This window comes from Collinsella sp. SGI.178 (assembly GCF_050313495.1).
GTDB lineage: Bacteria > Actinomycetota > Coriobacteriia > Coriobacteriales > Coriobacteriaceae > Collinsella.
On sequence record NZ_JBNPLM010000003.1, the window covers coordinates 102,143 to 121,373 of the forward strand.

A 19,231-nucleotide genomic window follows, 5' to 3' on the forward strand; every position below is an offset into this window, starting at 1 on the left:
TGCCATGAACATGACCCCCAACTTTAACGTATCGTTCGAGCGCCTGAATCCCGAACAGCGCGAGGCCGTCGAATGCCTAGATGGTCCGTTGCTCGTCATTGCCGGCCCCGGCACCGGCAAGACGCAGCTGCTGAGCCTGCGCGCGGCGAACATCTTGGCCAAACGCGACGCCGCCCCTAGCAACATCCTCTGCCTCACCTATACCGAGGCGGGCGCGGAGGCCATGCGCAAGCGCCTGATTGAGCTCATCGGCCGCGACGCCTACGGCATCGAAGTCAGCACGTTTCACGGATTTGCAAGCAGCATCAGGTCGCGCTATCCCGAGTACTTCATGCGCCCTTCGACCGACACGCTTGTTACCAGCCTGCACCAGCAAGAGATTTTTGATCGGCTGCTCAAATCGCTGCCCTTTGGTTCTCCGTTAGGCGGAGGGTCACCTGATATGCCTGCACAAAACATCGGTAAGATGATCGGCTTTGTCTCCAAAATCAAACGCAGTGGCCTGGACTACGACACGCTGAGCGCCATCGCGCAGCAGAATATCGACGCCGCTGCCTGGCTCACCGAACATTCCGAGCTGCTTACGCTCGTCTGTGGAAGGGCAAGCGCCGTGTTAGCCGAACGCTTTGAGGAAGAGGTCGAGCGTGCCTGCGCCATGGCACCCACATCGCTCACCCGCCCGATTGACTGTCCCGCCGGCACATACGTGCCGTACATCCTTGAGTTGCGCGACACCGTTCGCCGCACCGAGCTCATCGATGAGAAGGGCAAATCCTCGGGATACACCAAGGTGCGCGATGCCTTCTTTGGAGGCAGCAACTCTCAGGGGCGCACGTTTAAGATTGCAGAGCAAAGCGAGCGACTTAAGGCTGCTTGCGACGTTGCACGTCGCTACCAAAATGAGCTCGACCAACATCATCTCTACGATTACGACGACATGATTGGCGATTTTGTCGACGCCGTCGAGCACAACGACGCGCTACGCCAAGTACTCCAAGACACCTATACCTATATCCAAGTTGATGAGTTCCAGGATACCAATGGTGCCCAGATGCGCATCATCGAGCTGCTCTGCGACGGCGTTGATGCGCCCAATATCATGGCCGTCGGCGATGACGATCAGGCCATCATGCGTTTTCAGGGCGCCACGATCGAATGTGCCAACCAATTTGCGGCCGAGTTTTCGCCCCGGAACATCGTGCTCAAGACCAATTACCGCTCCACGCCCGCCATCGTTGAGCTTGGTCAAGCTATCGCCCAGCAAATCGAATACCGACTCGATGCCAGCTCGAATAAGTCAATCGAAGCCTTTAAGCCTCAAGGCGATCAAGTCAGCTTTAGCGAGAGCGTCTACACCGGCAAAGCCGAGGAATACGCCGCCGTTACCGCGAGCATTAGGCAGAGGATTGATGCTGGCTACCTCGATGACTGCGAAGATCCCAATGAAGGAATTGCAGTCATCTCTGCCAAACACGCCGCATTGCGCTCGCTGATTCCCTTCCTCGTTAAGGAGAACGTGCCGTTTTCGTATCGCGAGCGGCAGAATCTCTTTGCCTCCGAGCGTATGCAGACGACGTTGGCACTGTTGCGTTGCGTTACTGCGCTTGCCCGCGGGCAAAAAGGACTGGCAAGCAGCTATCTCCCCCAGATCATTTGCGCCACCGAGCTGGGCGGAGATCATCCGTCATCCGTGGCGTTTGCGCTCAACGCCAAGCGTGAGCATCGCGGCGACTGGATGGCCGCCATGCACGAGAGCGATAACGTCCGCGTCAAAGAACTGTACGACGGCCTTATGCAGTGGGCGGCCGAAGCCAGCGCCTCCCCTGTCAGGCCACTGCTCTTTAGAATTGTCGAACGCAGCCTTGGCTATTATCAGGATTGCAAGGAACAAGATCCGCTGGGCGCAGCCGAATTCAATGCCGGCATCCGCGCCCTGCTCACCTTTGCCGAAGGTGAAATGGGAGACGCACGCCGTATGGGACGTGCGCTTCGCCTGCCCGATATTGTCGACAAGCTCGATGCCGCTCAAAAGTTTGGCGTGAGTATCGACGCATCGATCGACCTCGGCACGCCGGGAGCTGTTCGCCTCACCAGCGCCCATAGCTCTAAGGGCCTGGAATTCGACTGCGTCTACCTGCTCGATGCCGACGACTCCACTTGGCACAAAGGCGCCGGCGGCATGAGCTTGTACCCGTCCAACCTGCTTATTCGCGATGAAAAGGATGATGACGACGCGCGCCGCCTGTTGTTTGTCGCCATCACGCGCGCTAAACGACACCTCGAGCTGTACCGTGCCGGCGGGTCGGCACTGCAGGAGCTCACGGGGCTTATCGACTCTTGCGAGGTTTCTGCTGAAGCAGACCAGCTCAGCGTTGCAATCGAAACCGAGTGGCGCGACAACTACGTGCTCGATACGCCCGAGCTCCGCGCGCTTCTGGAACCTCATACCGACGTGAAGTTTCTTTCTGCCACAGCGCTCAACAACTTTGTGACGTACGAGCCTGGATGCGCAAATAGTCTGCACTTCCCTGAGAAGCAGATTGTGCGCCTACCCACGGCGCCCACGATCCAAACCGAATTCGGCACCATCGTTCACGCGATGTTCGAGGAGATCGTTAATAGAATGGCAACCGATGGCGAGGCGGCGATTGAGACAATTGAGGCCGAGTATCGCCAGCAGATTTCGTGGCTCGATTTTGCCCCCGAGGACGTCCATCGCTATTCGGAGCGCTTCGAACGCATTTGTCGTGCATTCGTCCCCTGGCTTGTCGAGCATGTGCATGGCTATCGCTGCATCACAGAGGCGAATATGCAGTGCCTGACCACCGAAGGAACTCCGCTCTTTGGTTTTCTCGACCTGCTCCTCGTTGACGATGCAGCTAAAACGGTGCAGATCGTTGACTACAAGACTGGCTTTGGCAAAGAAGTCCCTGCAGGCTACCATCGTCAGCTCAAGTTCTACAAACTGCTGGTCGAAGCGTCGCCCGAGTTTTATGGCTACACCGTCACTTCCATGGGCGACTACTATGTCGAGCCCGACAAGGCAACGAATGAGTTGCGTCCGCCGTTCTCGACGACCGCCAGCACCGATGACATTGCCGAGCTCGAACACCTCATCGATGCCGTATGGTCTCGCATTGAACACGGTGCTTGGGATACCAGCGCTTTTGAGCAGAGCGGCGCTTATGAACTGGCCGTTGAGGAGCAGAAGGGCTGCCGCAAAAAAGCCGACAAGGCCGAGCTCATGCAACGCGCTTACGAGCATTGGCTAGTCGAGAACCCCGGAATGTGACAAAGGGACAGTCCCTTTGTCACATTCCGCCTGGCTTTTGGAGCGGCATTACCGATTGTCCAAAATGTCATTCGTGGGTAGAATAGTGTTGACGGCAGCCCAAGTTGTAGTTGGCTGGGCAACGCCGTTGTTTGCATTAGGGGGTCAACGCCTTAGTGGCGGCGACCCCTTCTGTTGCGCTTCGAGCGCTGCTTGAGTGCCTCGGAAAGGCCGACAAGCGCCGTGAAGAACGAGACCAAAGCGGTCAAAAGTCTCACGAAATCAATCAAATCGGTCATGGGCATCACCTCCCATCAGATGGAGGGCGTTGCCCGGCACATGGAACTGCCGTCAACGATACCGATTCTACCAGAGCCTAGTTATATATACGAATATATGTTCGTATTCCGAGAACACAGGCCCCGTGACAAAGGGGGACTGTCCCTTTGCCACATTATTCGATGATGGTGCGGGAGTTCTGCTTATGCATAGTGGCGAGCATGTGTTTGGGAACGGCGTGGACCATGCAGCTGCCGATGGTCGCGCTCGCGGCGGCCTTGGCTGCATCGCTAGCGTTTTTGGTCGCGTAGCTGTGGCGGAAACGCTTGAGCATGGCAATGTCGTTGCCGCCGTCGCCGTAAACCGCGACCTCGTCCTCGGCAATACCGTAGTAACCCGCCAGCCAGGCCACACTCTCGCCCTTGTTGCACGCCACGTCCGTGATCTCGAACATCACCGGATCGAACGGCGCGTTGACCACGCGGTCCGAGCGCTCGGCCAAATACGCCTTAAGGTCGCGCTCCAGCTCGGGTGAGGTCACGCGACAATTGATCTTGCATACATCGTGACGCAATATATCGCCGATCGACTGATCGAAATACTGCTCCTCGTGATACCCGCCACGTGCACGCATGCCGCGCATCACAATACGCTTGATGGGGCTGTCCTTTTTAAAGCCCGCCTGATGCATCTCGAACGAACCGCTCGAGAACATGCCATCGGGTGTGGAGCAGTCGAAGCAAATGTCCGGGAATGCCTTGAGCAGCTCCTCGGTAACCTGCGGATCGATGGTCCAGGTTTTGAGCACCTCGCCATGACTGTCGCGCACGATGGAGCCGTTAGAGCAGCAGGCATCGAGCGCCAGCCCCGTAAAGCCATGCTCGCCGATTAGCAACGTCGAGCGCCCGGTCGCGGGAACCACATGCAGGCCAGCCTCGGTCAGCTCGCGAATGGCACGGCGGATGGTCCCATCCGCCTCGTGCAGGGCGTTCAGCAGCGTTCCGTCTAAGTCACTCGCAAACATCTTGATCATGGGCATGCCTCTCCTTCGTCTGCACGATATTGTAGACGAGAACGGGCGCGCCCCAAGAGAGGCGCGCCCGTCAGGCGAAAGATTGTCCTACACCGCGGCGGGGCCGTGTTCGCCGGTGCGGATGCGGATAACTTCCTCGACCGGCTCAACCCAAATCTTGCCGTCTCCAACGGCACCGGTGCGAGCGGCGTTGCAGATAATCTCGACAATTCCGTCGACATGTTCATCGGCGCAGATGAGGGTGAACTGCACCTTAGGGATCGTGTTGACAAGCAACTCGTTGCCGCGCACATATTCCTTCCAGCCATGCTGCGCACCGCAGCCCTGCACCTGGTTGATGGTCATGCCACGAACATCGGCAGCAAACAGCGCATCTTTAAGAACCTCAAGCTTCTCGGCACGAACGATCGCCGTAATTTTCTTCATAGTGAATTCCTCTCAATAAAAGAAATGAATTGCCATTCAACGACGCGGTTTTTCCAGGTGCCCGAGATTGCCCCGAAAGAGGAGCGCCGCGTACTTCGGTACGCAAGCGACGGTTTGAGGGGCAAGGTCGGGTGCCTGGGAAAGCCGCGCGACGATTGAACGGCAAGGTGCGGTGCTTGGGGAAGCTGCTAATCGAGCCCGGAGAACGAGGGATACGCGCTCTCGCCGTGCTGACTCGCATCCAGGCCCAGCGCCTCGTCTGCCTCGTCCACGCGCAGGCTGCCGCGGAACAGCGCCTTGACCACCGCGGCGATCAGCAAATCGAGCACCAGTACAAGAGCGACCGTCACCACAATGCCCAAGATCTGCGAGATGAGCAGCGACACGTCGCCCGTGTAGAACAGGCCGCCCTTACCGGTCCACGAGAGCTCAGGCACGCAGAACAGGCCCGTGAGCACGCCGCCCAAGATGCCGCCGATGCCGTGGCAGCCAAACGCGTCGAGCGCATCGTCGTAGCCAAACTTGGTCTTAAGATGGCTGATAGCCAGGTAGCAGACAGGTGATACGATCAGGCCCATGACCAGCGCTGCCCACGGCTCGACAAAGCCCGCACCCGGCGTGACCACCACAAGGCCCGCAACCAGACCGGTGCTGGCACCCACCAGCGTGGGGCGACCGGTATGCACGCGCTCGACGACAAGCCACGAGACCATGCCCGCCGCGCTGGCCGTCACGGTGTTGAGGATGGCGAGCGCGGCCACGGCGTCGGCCTTAAACTCGCTGCCGCCGTTAAAGCCAAACCAGCCAAACCAAAGCAGGCCGGCGCCCAGCGCCACAAACGGCACGTTATGCGGGCGGTAGCTCACCATGCCAAAGCCGCGACGACGGCCGAGCATTAAGCAGAGAATCAGGCCCGTGAGACCGGACGAGATGTGCACCACGTCGCCGCCCGCAAAGTCGAGCGCGCCGATGATGTCGCCGATAAAGGAACCCTCGCCGCCCCAGACCATGTGGGCGAGCGGCGCATAGACCACGAGCAGCCAAATGCCCAGGAAGGCCGTCATGGCACCAAACTTAACGCGGCCGGCCAGGCTGCCCGTGACGATAGCAGCCGTGATCATGGCAAACGCCATCTGGAAGGCGATGTTGATGATCTGAGGGTAGACGGCACCGTCCGCAGCATTGCCCTCGGCCGCCTGCAGCACCTGGTTGAGCACCGGCAAGCACAGCAGCTGGTCAAGGCCTCCAATAAACGGGCTCGAGCCGTCGCCGCCGTAGGCCAGCGACCAGCCGGCAACAATCCACAGCACACCAACCAGACCAATGGCGCCAAAGCACATAAGCATGGTGTTGATGACATTTTTGCGCCTGGACAGGCCGCCATAGAAAAACGCCAGACCCGGTGTCATTAAAAACACGAGCATGGTGCAGATGAGCATAAACGTTGTCGATCCCGTATCGTACATTCGCTCCCCCTTGGTCACATGAACGTTGTCGGCGCCCATAATGCGGCCGAGGGGCAACTGGTGTAGACCAGATACGGCGTTGTTAAACGCTGCGTTGTCGAATGGAAACGGTGCCGCAATCTTGGAAACGGCACGGCAACGGGCGCGAAACGAACGGGAAATACGCGAGCAAGGGAGCCGTGAGCGTGCCCGTCCCGGCTAGCGCCGAAACAGCTCGTGGGCGCGGTCGCGGAGATTAGTTGCTCGAATGACGCCCTCGTAGCGATTGATGCGCAAGCGCGGGAAAGCATTGAAGAAGCGCAGGTCGCGACGGCCGAGCGACACACTCGGCACCGGACGGCTCATGCGCTTGCCGGCAAGGCGACGACTGAGCGATGGACGCGGCATACTCGGCGCGGCATCGGCGACGCGGCGGGCGGCAAGCGCCAGGCCGCGAGCACCATCCGAGATAAACGTCGGCATCGAAGCCTTCTCACGAAGGGCATCAAGCGCCGCGTCGCCCAGCTCGGCCAGCCACGCGTTAACGGCGCGGCTACGGATATGCGTCTGCGCTACCGAGTCGATCGTCGAATCGGGAATACGTTCGAGCATGGAGTCGGACGCATCGGCAAGCGACTCATTGATGCGGTCGGCAAGGTCGGCGCGCACACGCTCCAGCTGATCGGACAGGCGACGCCAACTGGCCAAAGAGAACACCGCGTCGACCATCATCGCAACCGCGACGATAAAGGCGGACAACCGCACAATCAGCACCGGCAGATGGCCAAGCAGTCCCAGCAATGCCGGCTCCACTAAACGACAAATGCACAACGCGCCCAGGCCAAACGCGCAGGCCCAGTACAGGCAGATACGTCCGTGCAAGTTAAACGGCAGGTGCGAGTAGTCCCAAAAGCGTGCGCCTGTTGTCTTTTCCAATAGAAGGCCCACACTGTACTCGATTACGCTGCACACAAGCGCCGCGGCGACAAATTGGCTCGAGGCATCCGGAATCCCGCGCAGCAAAAGCCAGCAGGCTATGCCGCCCACACCATAGATAGGGCAACACGGCCCCAGCAAGAATCCGCTGTTGGCGAAGCGTCCTTGGTTGAGCATGGCGCAGACTGTCGACTCCCATGCCCAACCGAAAAACCCGTAAAAGGCAAACGAGAGCACCAGCGCCGAGAGCGGGCAGGCGGCAAGCGTCGCGCCGTCAAATGCCATGTCGATCGCGGTCCCCACCGTCTACCCTCTCCTCTTTTCGCTCGAATCTTCACTCACGCCATCGTCTGCCTCGTCCTTGCGCGGCAGACGGCCGACAATCGTCTCGCGCAGAGCACACCATTTATCCGCCAGGCACACAATCCATGCCTCACGACACGTCGGCGGCACCGGCACCAGCGGAAACATATGCCGCACGATAATATTCCGCTCGCGCGACGTCAGCTCAAAATCTTCTTCCGCACGCGCCAGGGCAAAAAACGGATGCCGAAATCCGTGCAGGCGATGGCTTGGGTCGGGATCGTGCCAGTCATAAAGAAAGTAATCGTGCAGCAGGGCTCCGCGCAGCAACGAGGCGCGGTCGACCGAGATACCGACACGGCCCAAGCGCTCGGCAAAGGACAGGCTCGCCCGCGCTACCGAAGTCACATGTGCATAGACCGTCACATCGCCATGCTGGATAAACTCGCGCGTCAGGTCCAAGCGGCCCGCCTGGGCGAGCTGACGGGCAGCATGGTCTACTTCGCACGCGATTTTCTCGGCACGAACGACATCGGACATGCTGCCTCCTTCCAGCGACACACGGCGACAAGCCACAGCCTGCACGCATTGAATTAATCATCATCGAATCTACCAGTATGGCATCGGACAAAACGTTTTGTCCCACCAGTTGGCGAATTACCGCGCCGCCGTCACATATCAAACGCCAAAATGTGCGAGACTGTTTTGTGCAATTGTGCCGGCCGAGGGAGCGCCGGCGCTCGATTCGCATGGAGTAACCCACAACGATGCTGCTTACGCAAACGACAACGCCCGAGGACGTCAAGGCTCTCGACCGCGCCGAGCTTCCGCTGCTCTGCGGCGAGATCCGCCAGGCAATCCTCGAAAGCTCCGCCGCCGTCGGTGGGCACGTTGCCCCCAACCTGGGCGTCGTTGAGCTTACGGTTGCGCTTCATCGCGTGTTTAACTCCCCCATCGACAAGATTGTCTTTGACGTTTCGCACCAGACCTACGCCCACAAGGCGCTGACGGGGCGCGCGTACACCTATATCGATCCGGAGCGTTATGGTGAGGCTTCTGGCTTTGCCAATCCCGACGAGTCCGAGCACGACCTGTTTGCCATGGGCCATACCTCCACGTCGGTGAGCCTGGGCTGCGGCCTTGCGCACGCTCGTGACCTGGCGGGCGACACGTATAACGTCATTACCGTTATTGGCGACGGCTCGCTTTCGGGCGGCCTGGCGTTTGAGGGCTTTAACAACGCCACCGAGCTCGACAGCAACTTGATCATCATCGTCAACGATAACGACCAGTCCATCGCCGAAAACCATGGCGGCCTGTATCGCAATCTGGCCGATCTGCGCGCCAGCAACGGCGCCTGTGAGCGCAACGTTTTCCGCGCGATGGGGCTCGACTACCGCTATCTGGACACCGGTAACGATGTGTTAGCCCTCGTCGACGCGCTGCAGGAACTACGCAATATCGATCATCCCATCGTGCTGCACGTCTCCACCGCCAAGGGCAAGGGCTTTGAGCCGGCCCAGAGCGACCCCGAGCGCTGGCACCATGTGGGTCCGTTTGACATGGCAACCGGGCGCAAGCTCTGCCCGGGCCATCCGAGCGAGCCTGCGCCGCGCACCTATGCCGACATTACGGGCGAGGCACTCAGCGCCGCCATCGAGCGCGATCCGCGGGTCGTGGGCATCACGGCCGCCACGCCCTACATCATGGGCTTTACACCCGAGCTTCGCGCCGCGGCCGGCAAACAGTTCGTCGATGTGGGCATTGCCGAGGAGCACGCCGTGACCTTTGCCACCGCGCTTGCGCGCTCGGGCGCCAAGCCAGTCTTTGGTGTGTACGGCACGTTTTTGCAGCGCGCCTACGACGAGCTGTGGCACGACCTGTGCCTCAACGACACCCCCGCAACCATCCTGGTGTTTGGCGCGTCGATCTTTGGCACCACTTCCGAGACGCACCTCTCGTTCTTTGATATATCCATGCTGGGCGGACTTCCCAACATGCGCTATCTGGCACCGGCCTGCATGGAGGAATACCTGTCCATGCTGAGCTGGTCGCTCGACCACCGCGAGCATCCCGTGGCGATCCGCGTTCCGGGCATTGGCCTGGTTAGCCGCCCCGATTTGGCGCCCGCCGAAGACACCGACTACAGCGCCGTTCGCTACGACGTGGTGCGTCAGGGCCGCGACGTTGCCGTGCTCGCGCTTGGCGATTTCTTTGAGCTGGGCGAGCGCGTGACAAACCGCTTGGCTGCCGAATACGGCATAGAGGCCACGCTCGTCAACCCGCGCTTTGCAACCGAGCTTGACCGCGAGTCTCTCGATGGCCTTGCCGCCGAGCATCGCGTTGTCGTCACCCTCGAGGACGGCATCTTGGACGGTGGCTGGGGCGAGCGCGTCGCGTGCTACTTGTCCTGCACGCCCGTGCGCACGCGCACCTTTGGCATCGCCAAGGGCTTTCCCGACCGCTACGACCCCAACGAGTTGCTTGCTCAGAACGGCATGACGGTTGAGAATATGGCCGCCGAAGCGGTACGCCTGCTGAACGAGTAGAAAAACCTCCGCAAGGGAAGCACCCCTGCGGAGGTTTTTATTTTCCCAACTCAATTGTCTCGATCTGTAACACCTAGAGGACAAATCCTCGCCCAATTGTTACAGATCTAGACAAACCGTCTTTGCCCCTGTTGTTTGTCTCAATCTGTAACAGATAGAGACCTTTTGTCCGTCCAGATGTTACAGATCGAGACACTCAAGTCCCCCTAAAGAGAAAATCTCAATCTGTAACAGTTACTCGGCAAAAATGGCTGCAGATGTTACAGATTGAGACAAAACAGCGAGGCAGGCCGCCACATCTGCAAGAATCACCACAAAGGTACCCGTCCCCTTTGTGGTAGTTTTAAGTCATGGTCGGCGCGAAAAACGAATAGCCGTTCATACGCGATCTCCTTACTTATATATGTCGCGTTGCCGCCATTATAGCGACCGCCGCGAGCGACCATGCCGTCTGCAAAACGCTATCTCAGCTGCAATAACTGACGTTTGCCCAGATAAAACCTGCCAAAATAAACCTGTCCCTTTTTGGTAGGTAGAATTACCCATAAGGTAAGTATGTTTCTGAGTTATTTCGTGTTGACCCATTTGAGCGCGATAGGGTATAACTCTATTCAACCGCTAGGGATTTTATTGAGAAAGGTGTTCTACCATGAGCAAGAACCTCTCCCAGCAGGTCGTTCTCGACCGTCGCGGCTTCATCGCCGCCACCTTTGCAACCGTCGCCGGCCTTGGTCTTGCCGGCTGCTCCGACACCAGCGCCGAGGCCGACAAGGGTTCTGCCGCCGGCTCCTCCAAGAGCCCCGAGGACACCGAGGCTTCCACCACGCTCGATGCCAAGGCATTCGACAAGCTCGTCGACAACGGCCCCAAGGCCGATGATGACGCCATCGCCGCCAGCACCTGGGCCACGGCCGTCAAGGACGCCGGCGTCTTTAAGATTGGTGGCGTTCAGACCTCCACGCTCTTCTCCCTCCTCAACGAGAAGGACGGCAAGACCCGTGGCTTCGACGCCGGCATCGCGCAGCTCCTGTCCAACTACATTCTGGGCGAGAACAAGGTCGAGATCACCCAGGTGACCTCGGACACGCGTGAGTCCGTCCTGCAGAACGGCCAGGTCGATGCCGTCTTTGCCACCTACACCATTACCGATGAGCGCAAGAAGCTTGTCTCCTTTGCCGGCCCCTACTACTACACCCAGCAGGCCATCCTGGTGCTCGCCGACAACGACGACATCAAGAGCGTCGACGACCTGGCCGACAAGAACGTCGCCGTCCAGTCCGGCTCCAACGGCCCCGCCATCCTGGAGGAGTTCGCCCCCAAGGCCAGCCAGCAGGAGTTCAAGACCGACGAGGAGGCCCGTCAGGCACTTCAGCAGGGCCGCGTTGACGCCTACGTCATCGACAACAATATGCAGCAGAGCGCCCTGGTCCGCGAGCCCGGTAAGTACAAGATCGCCGGCAAGCCCTTCGGCAGCAAAGAGCCCTACGGCATCGGCCTGCCGCTCGATTCCGACGGCGTCGCCTTTGTCAACGACTTCCTTAAGAAGATCGAGGACGATGGCACCTGGACCGAGCTGTGGCAGATCTGCATCGGCGATCGCACGGGCGACACCAACGTTCCCGAGCTGCCCGAGATCGGCGCCTAGACAGCGAGCCCAGTAACGGCCGCTACGAAACCATACGGAAACGCACGATGCGCTTTATTGCGCTAAACTGTTTCCACACTGAGTTGTCGGGGCTTCCGTACACACGGGAGCCCCTTTCCTTATCGGCGGGAGGTCCGCATGAGTCTCTCCGAGCTCTGGTCGCTCTATGGCCAGAACTATATCGACGCGCTGCTAGCAACCTGGGGCATGACGCTTGAGTCGTTTGCCATCGCCATGGTGCTGGCCGTCGCTGTCACCGTGATGCGCGTGTCGCCGCTCAAGCCGCTGCGCATTTTTGGCGACCTGTATGTTCAGGTCTTCCGTAACATCCCCGGCATCGCGCTGCTTATCATCGTCGTCTATGCGCTGCCGCCGCTCAAGGTCGTCCTGCCCTACCGCACCTGCGTTATCGTCGCCACGGTCCTTTTGGGCTCGGCCTTTGGCTCCGAGAACTTTATGAGCGGCATCAACACCGTCGGCGTCGGCCAGGTGGAAGCCGCGCGCTCGCTCGGCATGAGCTTCAGCCGAATCCTCGCCAAGATCGTGATTCCGCAAGCACTGCGCTCGAGCGTGCTGCCCATGACCAACCTCTTTATCGCCGTCATGCTCACCACCGCACTCGGCAGCCAGGTACCGCTTCAACCGCAGGAGCTCACCGGCGTGGTGAGCTACATCAACACGCGCTCGCTCGGCGGCGTCGCCGCGTTCTTTATCTCGGCGCTCGGCTACCTGGGCACGGCCTTTGTGGTGAGCCACATTGGCAACTACATCGATAAGAAGGTGAGGATCCTCCGATGAGCAAGCACTCCTCTTCTGCGCTCACCATGCGCGATGCGCTCTACGAGGCTCCCGGCCCCAAGATGCGCACCAAGATTCGCATCGGCACCGCTATCTCGCTTGTTGCCGTCGCCGCGCTCGCCGTCCTCGTGTTGCAGCGCTTTTATGTGACCGGTCAGCTTTCGGTTCACTATTGGTATTTCTTTACGCACCTCACCACTTGGAAGTTCCTGCTTGCCGGCTTTGAGGGCACCGTTAAAGTCGCACTCACCGCTGGCGCCATCGCGCTGGTGTTGGGCCTAGCCCTTATGCTCGGCCGCACCAGCGACATTAAGCCGCTGCAGCTGGTCTGCCGCGTGCTCACCGATTTCTTCCGCGGCGTACCGAGCCTGCTGTTCATCTACTTCTTCTTTTTGGTGCTGCCTCAGTACAAAATTGCGCTGCCGTCGTTTTGGATGCTCACGCTCCCCGTCGCGCTCGCTGCAGCCGGCGTGCTGGCCGAGATCTTTCGCGCGGGCGTCAACGCCGTGCCGCGTGGGCAGGTCGAGGCAGCCCAAGCGCTCGGTCTCTCCAAAGCTAAAATCACCTTTAAAATCGTGCTGCCGCAGGCGATTCGGTTTATCATTCCCTCGTTGATTTCGCAGCTTGTGGTCGTAGTCAAAGACACCACCGTCGCTTACGTGGTGAGCTACCCCGACCTCATGCAAAATGCCCGCGTGCTCATTACCAACTACGACGCCCTCGTGTCGGTCTACCTGGTAATCGCGGTCATCTACATCCTCATCAACGTCGCGATCAACAAGGCCGCTGTCTACGTTTCGCACAAGACCGGCGCGACCATCATCCGCTAACGCTTTACCATTTCCAGTCATAAGGAGCCGAGCACCATGGCACAGAGCACCTCTTCCACCGGCAATCAGCCGCTGATCGAGCTCAAGCACGTCGATAAGCACTATGGCGATCTGCACGTCCTCAACGACATCAATCTCTCGGTCGACCGCGGCGAGGTCGTCGTCGTGATCGGCCCCTCGGGCTCGGGCAAGTCGACCATGTGCCGAACCATCAACCGCTTGGAAACCATCGACTCGGGCGAGATCCTCATCGAAGGCGAGCCCCTGCCGCAGGAAGGCAAGGACCTTGCCCGTATGCGTGCCGAGCTGGGCATGGTGTTTCAGCAGTTCAACCTGTTCGCACATATGACCGTGCTGCAGAACGTCATGCTGGGACCGGTCGACGTGCTGGGCGTCTCCAAGGACGAGGCCCGCGAGCGCGCCATGGACCTGCTGGGCCGCGTGGGCGTGGCCGAGCAGGCCGATAAGGTGCCCGCACAGCTCTCGGGCGGCCAGCAGCAGCGCGTAGCCATCGCCCGCTCGCTTGCCATGCAACCCAAGGCCATGCTTTTTGATGAGCCCACGAGCGCCCTTGACCCCGAGATGATCAACGAGGTGCTCGAGGTCATGGTCCGTCTGGCCCAGCAGGGCATGACGATGATCGTCATTACGCACGAGATGAACTTTGCCCGCCGCGTGGCCGACCGCGTCGTGTTTATGGCCGACGGCCAAATCGTGGAAACCGGCACGCCCGACGAGTTCTTCGACCACCCCCAGACCAAGCGCGCCCAGGACTTCCTCAACTCCATCAAGGGCCACTAACCAGCAACCCCGTGGGACAAATCCATTGAAAGTGTTGTCCCACGTCTCTCATGCGCCCTGTCACCTTCAGATTCGAAAGCAGCACCCATGATCGGAACACGTACTTCCTCGTCCTATACCCCGCACGTCGACGTTGCCCCCTCCGACCGTCCGCTCATCCTGGTGGCGCCGCGTTGGGAAGAGGCAAAGCCGTTTTTGAGCGAGACGCTCTCCCCCAACGAGGAAATCGCCAGCGTCTTTGTCGATGCCATCCTTGCCGCCGGCGGCCTGCCGCTGCAGATGTCCATCACCGAGGACATTGAGGTCATCCGTCATTACGTCGATATCGCTGACGGCATCGCCATTCCCGGCGGCCCCGATGTCAATCCCAAACGTTGGGGCGATGATCGACCCTACGACCCCACCCTCTGCTGCGAGATCCGCGATAGCTTTGAGTTTAAGCTGGTCGACGAGGTGCTCCGCGCCAAAAAACCGCTCTTTACCACCTGCCGCGGCACGCAGCTGCTCAACGTCGCCACTGGCGGCACCCTGTGCATGGACGTACCGAGCCTGGGCGCGCGCGAGGGCCGCACGCAGTGGCGCCATACCCACGTGCTCAACGACCCCGTGCATCCCGTCGAGGTCGTGCCGGGCTCGCTTCTGGAGCGCGCGGTTGGCGGGCACAGGCTGATCCAGACCAACTCCGCACACCACTGCTGCGTCGAGCGTCTGGGTAAGAGCACGCGCTTGGTCGCCAAGGCAACCGACGGCGTTCCCGAGTGCATCGAAGTCGAAGGCCAGCCTTTCTGCCTGGGCGTGCAATGGCATCCCGAGTACACCTGGCAGACGCTCGAGACCGACTTTAACCTGTGGAAGTCGTTTGTCGAGGCGGCGGCCAAGGTAAAGCAGGCCCGCTAGTTCGCGAACCGCACATCAGATAAGGACGCCCCGCCGGCCACATGGTCCGACGGGGCGTCCCTTTGCCTAGCTTAAACCGAAGGGAACGCGACAACGTCCGCAGGGCGCTCCAGCGTCTCGGCAATGCGATCGCGCACTTCGAGCAGACACTCGATAAGCAGCGGATTGAAAGCGCCGCACTCACCGTCCAGAATCATCCGAATCGCCTCTTCTTGCGAAATGGCGTCCTTGTACACACGCACGCTCGTCAACGCATCGTACACATCGGCCACCGAGACCACCTGAGCGGCAATGGGGATATCGTCGCCCTTAAGACCGTCAGGATAGCCCGTACCATCCCAACGTTCATGATGCCAGCGGGCGATTTGGTACGCATAGTCCAAAAGGGCACTTCCTTCATGGTTTCCGCCCAGATTGCGCAGCATGTCGGCGCCAATGGTAGTATGCGTCTTCATTATTTCAAACTCTTCGGGCGTCAGACGTCCGGGCTTGTTGAGAATCGCATCGTCGATCGACATCTTGCCGATATCGTGCAGCGCCGACGCCAACGCAATCGAAGAACGCTCCTCGTTGCCAAGAGAGTACTTGTCGCTCCGTCGCGCCAAGTCGCCAAGCAGCAGCTCAGTCAACTTCTCGATATGCGTGACATGCCTGCCGCTTTCGCCATTACGGACTTCCATGACGCTCGCCATGATGTCGACGAGTATACGGCTGTTATTGACGCGCGCATTGTACTGCTGCGACAGCAGACTCGTCAGACGACGCTGTTTGGTATACAGTCGAATAATATTGTTGACGCGACGACGCACAATGCGGTCATCGAACGGGCGACTGATATAGTCCGAGGCGCCCAAATCGTAAGCACGTAACACCACGTCGTCGGCATCTTCGCTCGAGATCATAATAACAGGTAGGCTATCGAGGGCTGCCTGACGCGAAAGCTCGGCCAGCACCTCACAGCCGCTCATGTCCGACATGACAATATCGAGCAGCACGAGGGACAGGTCGCCACCATAACGGTCAACCGCATCGAGCGTGGCGCGACCGCTATCGGCTTCTAGAATGCGATAGTCGTCCTTGAGCATCTCACCGAGGATGGACCGGCTCACTTTGGAATCGTCGGCAATCAGCACCAGGGGCTTTTGGCTTTGGAAGGCCTCGATGGAATCGGCATCGGTCACGACCGTACCGGCTTTTGTCTTAGCGTGGCTCAGTAACTGGACAGCGCGGCCAACGCCCTCATCGACCGTCTCGCCATGAATGCGAACGCCACCAACACATGCCGTCAAGCTCACGTACTCATGGCCCGGAATAATCGTGGCATGAACGGCATCGGATACCTGATGCAGGCGACGGGTGAAGTCATCGGAGGGAATATTGGGCATGACGACCACAAACTTGTCGCAGCCATAGCGCACAAGCTCGTCAGTCGAACGAATTCCGCTGCGTATGGCTGTCGCCACAGCACCGAGCGCAAGGTCGCCGGCATGACGGCCACACGTATCATTGACGACCCTAAAATCATCAAGGTCGATCATCGCAACGCCGGCATTCATGCGGGCGCTACGGAGCTTTTCCTCGTAATATCGGCGATTGCGCACGCCCGTCAGCACGTCGGTGTAGACAAGGTCCTCTTCTGTGGCCTCTTGCTCATCAATCGGACGCACCATCAGCAAGACGTGAGGCTCACCCTCGACCTTTAGAGGGCGCAGACGGGCGCGGTACTCAACACCATCGTTGAGCAGTTGCTCCGACACCTCACCCGAATCTGCCAAGGCCTCAAGACTCGACTGACGCAGACAAGGGCAGCGATCGCCGGCGAGCAAGCAGTTAGGCTCGCTCTTAATCTGATCGGCCGACAGCAAACGCACCACGGGGTAGGTCTTCGCGACGCGGGCGACCTCAGCGGCAGCCTCCTCGTCGGTTAGATTGGCCTCGTGACTATTGAGCATATGGGGCCCTTTCGATAGTTTCGCATGGTAGCGATGGGTTCCAAATGTTACAAGGGTAACACCTTGCCGATGCAGGTAAGCACGTGAATGCTGTTACATTTTTATGAGTTGGCAGGCGACGCGATTGAAGCCGCAGACGTGAGGTTTTGAGCACATTTGTTAACACGGCCGAAACGTTTGCGGGTGAAGGCTGTTTCGGCTATTGCAAGCGCTAGAGCCCCAGGATGCCACGAACAGTCTGGGCAGCCGCTGCCGGGCGATCGCGCAGGCCGTTGTGCGCGCCGGGAACCATTACGAGTGGACAGTCCAAAAGCTCAGCCGCCATCCTCGTGCCCGCCTCGCGGGGCGTGCCAATCGAGAGTTCACCCAAGAGCACGGCGGCCACCGTTTTCGACGCGCGAACGCTATCCCAATCGGGAACGCAGGTCATAGTAATCCCGTATTCGTTTGCCATGAAACTGCGGCCGTTGCGCAGGGCATGCTTGGCTTCTGCCTCGGTTAACTTGGGGGCCTCAGGGTCCGAATCGCCGATGGCGCCAAGGAAGGCCCGTAACGCCCTGGAGACCTTTCCCGCAGCGATCATCTCGAGCAAAACCGGGGCCGCGCCCAGGCCGGCGCCCTCATCCGTCACGGCAGGTTCATGCAGAATCGCACGCGAGATTATGGCGGGGTTTGCACGGAGAAGCTCCAGGGCCACCAGCGTACCGGCACTGTGCGCGAGGACATTTGCCGGGGCGCCAGCATGTTGGATAACAGCTCGCAGGTCGGCAGCCTGAACTGCCAGATCGTAGCGTCCGTCTGCCGCATCGTCGCTCTCGCCGCAACCACGGCGGTCATAGGCAATAACGCGATAGCCACAGGCGAGCTCGTGGGCGATGCCGTCAAAAAATGTGCCGTCGACGCACGCACCGTGCACGCACACCAAGGCGGGCGCATCGGACGATACATCCGGGCCGGCATACTCGCGGCAGGCAATCGTGGTGCCCGCATTTTCGACCGTAAAATCCATGTTGTGATCCTATCGTCAACGCCATCAGGCCGCACCGAGGTGCGACTTGGATAGTCTGGCGCCATGTTGCGCATACTTAAGTGCGTTTACTGTACCCGACTCGCACCCTTTCATGATAGGGTTCCGAAAACTCACCAGGCTGCACAGTTTCGGCTTAGACAACAGTGTCCAGACCCGCGATTGGCACGGGGGCCAATGCTATGCTTAAGTACAACTGTCCCGAGGAGCATATGCCTATGTCTACGTTTTTGAATGCCAGCCCCATCTTTGGGCCCGTCCGCAGCCGACGCCTTGGACTCTCGCTCGGCGTCAACATGATGCCTGCCAGCGGCAAGATTTGCACCTTTGACTGCATGTACTGCGAAAACGGCCTCAACGCCGAGCGCCCCTGCCATGAGCCGTGCAACACAGCCGCCGTAGTACTCGACGCGCTCGAAGCAAAGCTGCGCGAGATGGCAGCCGAGGGCGAGCTCCCCGATGTGATCACCTTCGCAGGCAACGGCGAGCCCACTGCCGCACCGGAGTTTCCGCAGGCCATCGCCGGTGCCGTCGCGCTGCGCGACGAGCTTGCCCCAAACACCAAGATCGCCGTGCTTTCCAACGGCACGCGCGCCGACCGTCCCCAGGTGCATGATGCGCTCATGATGGTCGACGACAACATCCTCAAGCTCGATACGGTCGATCCGGCATTTATCCAGCTGCTCGACCAGCCCGTTGGTCCCTACGACGTCGAGCACCAGATCGAGACGTTCGCGAGCTTTGATGGCCACGTTATTATCCAGACGCTATTCCTAACCGGCGAGTACCAAGGCAAGTCTATTGACAACACGGGCGACGAATACGTCGGCCCCTGGCTCGCGGCGCTTGAGCGCATTCGCCCACAAGAAGCGACCATCTACACGGTGGCGCGCGAGACACCGATCGCCGGCCTTGCTAAAGCGGCTCCCGAGGCGCTCGACGCGATTGCCGCACGCGTGCGCGCCCTCGGCATCCCCTGCCAGGTGAGTTACTAGCACCCGTCTGCCCAAGAGCAGCTAATTTGGGACGGGGCTTTTTT

Annotated in this window: 16 protein-coding genes; 8 read left to right on the forward strand and 8 right to left on the reverse strand. The window is 59.7% G+C overall.

Features of this window, described 5'->3' with window-relative positions:
- Positions 1-4 precede the first annotated feature (4 nt).
- On the forward strand, positions 5-3,292 hold the full coding sequence (locus ACQRAQ_RS01915) for an ATP-dependent helicase (RefSeq protein ID WP_427793635.1): 3,288 nt from the start codon (positions 5-7) through the stop codon (positions 3,290-3,292).
- A 152-nt stretch (positions 3,293-3,444) separates the two neighbouring features.
- Here ACQRAQ_RS01915 and ACQRAQ_RS01920 read toward each other — a convergent pair whose 3' ends face one another.
- The 6 genes from ACQRAQ_RS01920 to ACQRAQ_RS01945 form a co-directional block, all read right to left on the reverse strand.
- Positions 3,445-3,570: a hypothetical protein gene (locus tag ACQRAQ_RS01920; protein WP_373573398.1), complete on the reverse strand. Its 126-nt coding sequence runs from the start codon at positions 3,568-3,570 to the stop codon at positions 3,445-3,447.
- Between the two features lie 155 nt (positions 3,571-3,725).
- Positions 3,726-4,583 (reverse strand): HAD-IIB family hydrolase, encoded by an 858-nt coding sequence (locus ACQRAQ_RS01925; protein ID WP_427793637.1) that lies wholly within the window; start codon positions 4,581-4,583, stop codon positions 3,726-3,728.
- 87 nt (positions 4,584-4,670) lie between these two features.
- A complete protein-coding gene (locus ACQRAQ_RS01930; RefSeq protein ID WP_117734256.1) occupies positions 4,671-5,009 on the reverse strand; it encodes a P-II family nitrogen regulator in 339 nt (112 codons plus the stop codon).
- A 188-nt stretch (positions 5,010-5,197) separates the two neighbouring features.
- Positions 5,198-6,475, reverse strand: coding sequence for an ammonium transporter (locus tag ACQRAQ_RS01935; protein WP_427793638.1), 1,278 nt, complete (start codon positions 6,473-6,475; stop codon positions 5,198-5,200).
- Positions 6,476-6,673: 198 nt separating this feature from the next.
- The gene (locus tag ACQRAQ_RS01940) at positions 6,674-7,693 is read right to left on the reverse strand and encodes a putative ABC transporter permease (RefSeq protein WP_427793640.1); all 1,020 of its coding nucleotides are present in this window, start codon (positions 7,691-7,693) and stop codon (positions 6,674-6,676) included.
- A 3-nt stretch (positions 7,694-7,696) separates the two neighbouring features.
- Positions 7,697-8,233 carry an HD domain-containing protein gene (locus ACQRAQ_RS01945; RefSeq protein WP_427793642.1) on the reverse strand — a complete coding sequence of 179 codons (537 nt, stop codon included), beginning with the start codon at positions 8,231-8,233 and terminating at the stop codon, positions 7,697-7,699.
- 227 nt (positions 8,234-8,460) lie between these two features.
- Between ACQRAQ_RS01945 and ACQRAQ_RS01950 the strand changes: the two genes are divergently transcribed.
- The 6 genes from ACQRAQ_RS01950 to ACQRAQ_RS01975 all read left to right on the forward strand — a co-directional run bounded on the left by ACQRAQ_RS01950 (position 8,461) and on the right by ACQRAQ_RS01975 (position 15,213).
- Positions 8,461-10,242 carry a 1-deoxy-D-xylulose-5-phosphate synthase gene (locus tag ACQRAQ_RS01950; RefSeq protein WP_427793643.1) on the forward strand — a complete coding sequence of 594 codons (1,782 nt, stop codon included), beginning with the start codon at positions 8,461-8,463 and terminating at the stop codon, positions 10,240-10,242.
- A 649-nt stretch (positions 10,243-10,891) separates the two neighbouring features.
- Positions 10,892-11,887 (forward strand): glutamate ABC transporter substrate-binding protein, encoded by a 996-nt coding sequence (locus ACQRAQ_RS01955; RefSeq protein ID WP_427718227.1) that lies wholly within the window; start codon positions 10,892-10,894, stop codon positions 11,885-11,887.
- Positions 11,888-12,025: 138 nt separating this feature from the next.
- Entirely contained in the window at positions 12,026-12,685 is a 660-nt protein-coding gene (locus ACQRAQ_RS01960; RefSeq protein WP_154514877.1) for an amino acid ABC transporter permease, read from the forward strand.
- Positions 12,682-13,515, forward strand: coding sequence for an amino acid ABC transporter permease (locus ACQRAQ_RS01965; RefSeq protein WP_118377108.1), 834 nt, complete (start codon positions 12,682-12,684; stop codon positions 13,513-13,515). Before ACQRAQ_RS01960 ends, ACQRAQ_RS01965 begins: the two co-directional genes overlap by 4 nt.
- 36 nt (positions 13,516-13,551) lie before the next feature.
- The gene (locus ACQRAQ_RS01970) at positions 13,552-14,316 is read left to right on the forward strand and encodes an amino acid ABC transporter ATP-binding protein (RefSeq protein WP_117840240.1); all 765 of its coding nucleotides are present in this window, start codon (positions 13,552-13,554) and stop codon (positions 14,314-14,316) included.
- Between the two features lie 87 nt (positions 14,317-14,403).
- The gene (locus ACQRAQ_RS01975; RefSeq protein ID WP_427793644.1) at positions 14,404-15,213 is read left to right on the forward strand and encodes a gamma-glutamyl-gamma-aminobutyrate hydrolase family protein; all 810 of its coding nucleotides are present in this window, start codon (positions 14,404-14,406) and stop codon (positions 15,211-15,213) included.
- Between the two features lie 71 nt (positions 15,214-15,284).
- Here ACQRAQ_RS01975 and ACQRAQ_RS01980 read toward each other — a convergent pair whose 3' ends face one another.
- Positions 15,285-17,165 (reverse strand): diguanylate cyclase, encoded by a 1,881-nt coding sequence (locus tag ACQRAQ_RS01980; protein ID WP_427793645.1) that lies wholly within the window; start codon positions 17,163-17,165, stop codon positions 15,285-15,287.
- A 211-nt stretch (positions 17,166-17,376) separates the two neighbouring features.
- Positions 17,377-18,174 carry an alpha/beta fold hydrolase gene (locus tag ACQRAQ_RS01985; protein ID WP_427793647.1) on the reverse strand — a complete coding sequence of 266 codons (798 nt, stop codon included), beginning with the start codon at positions 18,172-18,174 and terminating at the stop codon, positions 17,377-17,379.
- Between the two features lie 236 nt (positions 18,175-18,410).
- Between ACQRAQ_RS01985 and ACQRAQ_RS01990 the strand changes: the two genes are divergently transcribed.
- Positions 18,411-19,187, forward strand: a complete 777-nt coding sequence (locus tag ACQRAQ_RS01990) for a radical SAM protein (RefSeq protein ID WP_427718216.1) — start codon at positions 18,411-18,413, stop codon at positions 19,185-19,187.
- The last annotated feature ends 44 nt before the right edge of the window (positions 19,188-19,231 follow it).

What these genes read in the sequence shown, in the direction of transcription:
- ACQRAQ_RS01935 (WP_427793638.1), bottom strand. Translation starts at nt 6,475, where the DNA reads ATGTACGATACGGGATCGACAACGTTTATGCTCATCTGCACCATGCTC.
- ACQRAQ_RS01930 (WP_117734256.1), bottom strand. Translation starts at nt 5,009, where the DNA reads ATGAAGAAAATTACGGCGATCGTTCGTGCCGAGAAGCTTGAGGTTCTT.
- ACQRAQ_RS01960 (WP_154514877.1), top strand. Translation starts at nt 12,026, where the DNA reads ATGAGTCTCTCCGAGCTCTGGTCGCTCTATGGCCAGAACTATATCGAC.
- ACQRAQ_RS01945 (WP_427793642.1), bottom strand. Translation starts at nt 8,233, where the DNA reads ATGTCCGATGTCGTTCGTGCCGAGAAAATCGCGTGCGAAGTAGACCAT.
- ACQRAQ_RS01925 (WP_427793637.1), bottom strand. Translation starts at nt 4,583, where the DNA reads ATGATCAAGATGTTTGCGAGTGACTTAGACGGAACGCTGCTGAACGCC.
- ACQRAQ_RS01985 (WP_427793647.1), bottom strand. Translation starts at nt 18,174, where the DNA reads ATGGATTTTACGGTCGAAAATGCGGGCACCACGATTGCCTGCCGCGAG.
- ACQRAQ_RS01955 (WP_427718227.1), top strand. Translation starts at nt 10,892, where the DNA reads ATGAGCAAGAACCTCTCCCAGCAGGTCGTTCTCGACCGTCGCGGCTTC.
- ACQRAQ_RS01950 (WP_427793643.1), top strand. Translation starts at nt 8,461, where the DNA reads ATGCTGCTTACGCAAACGACAACGCCCGAGGACGTCAAGGCTCTCGAC.
- ACQRAQ_RS01915 (WP_427793635.1), top strand. Translation starts at nt 5, where the DNA reads ATGAACATGACCCCCAACTTTAACGTATCGTTCGAGCGCCTGAATCCC.
- ACQRAQ_RS01970 (WP_117840240.1), top strand. Translation starts at nt 13,552, where the DNA reads ATGGCACAGAGCACCTCTTCCACCGGCAATCAGCCGCTGATCGAGCTC.
- ACQRAQ_RS01975 (WP_427793644.1), top strand. Translation starts at nt 14,404, where the DNA reads ATGATCGGAACACGTACTTCCTCGTCCTATACCCCGCACGTCGACGTT.
- ACQRAQ_RS01965 (WP_118377108.1), top strand. Translation starts at nt 12,682, where the DNA reads ATGAGCAAGCACTCCTCTTCTGCGCTCACCATGCGCGATGCGCTCTAC.
- ACQRAQ_RS01980 (WP_427793645.1), bottom strand. Translation starts at nt 17,165, where the DNA reads ATGCTCAATAGTCACGAGGCCAATCTAACCGACGAGGAGGCTGCCGCT.
- ACQRAQ_RS01920 (WP_373573398.1), bottom strand. Translation starts at nt 3,570, where the DNA reads ATGACCGATTTGATTGATTTCGTGAGACTTTTGACCGCTTTGGTCTCG.
- ACQRAQ_RS01990 (WP_427718216.1), top strand. Translation starts at nt 18,411, where the DNA reads ATGTCTACGTTTTTGAATGCCAGCCCCATCTTTGGGCCCGTCCGCAGC.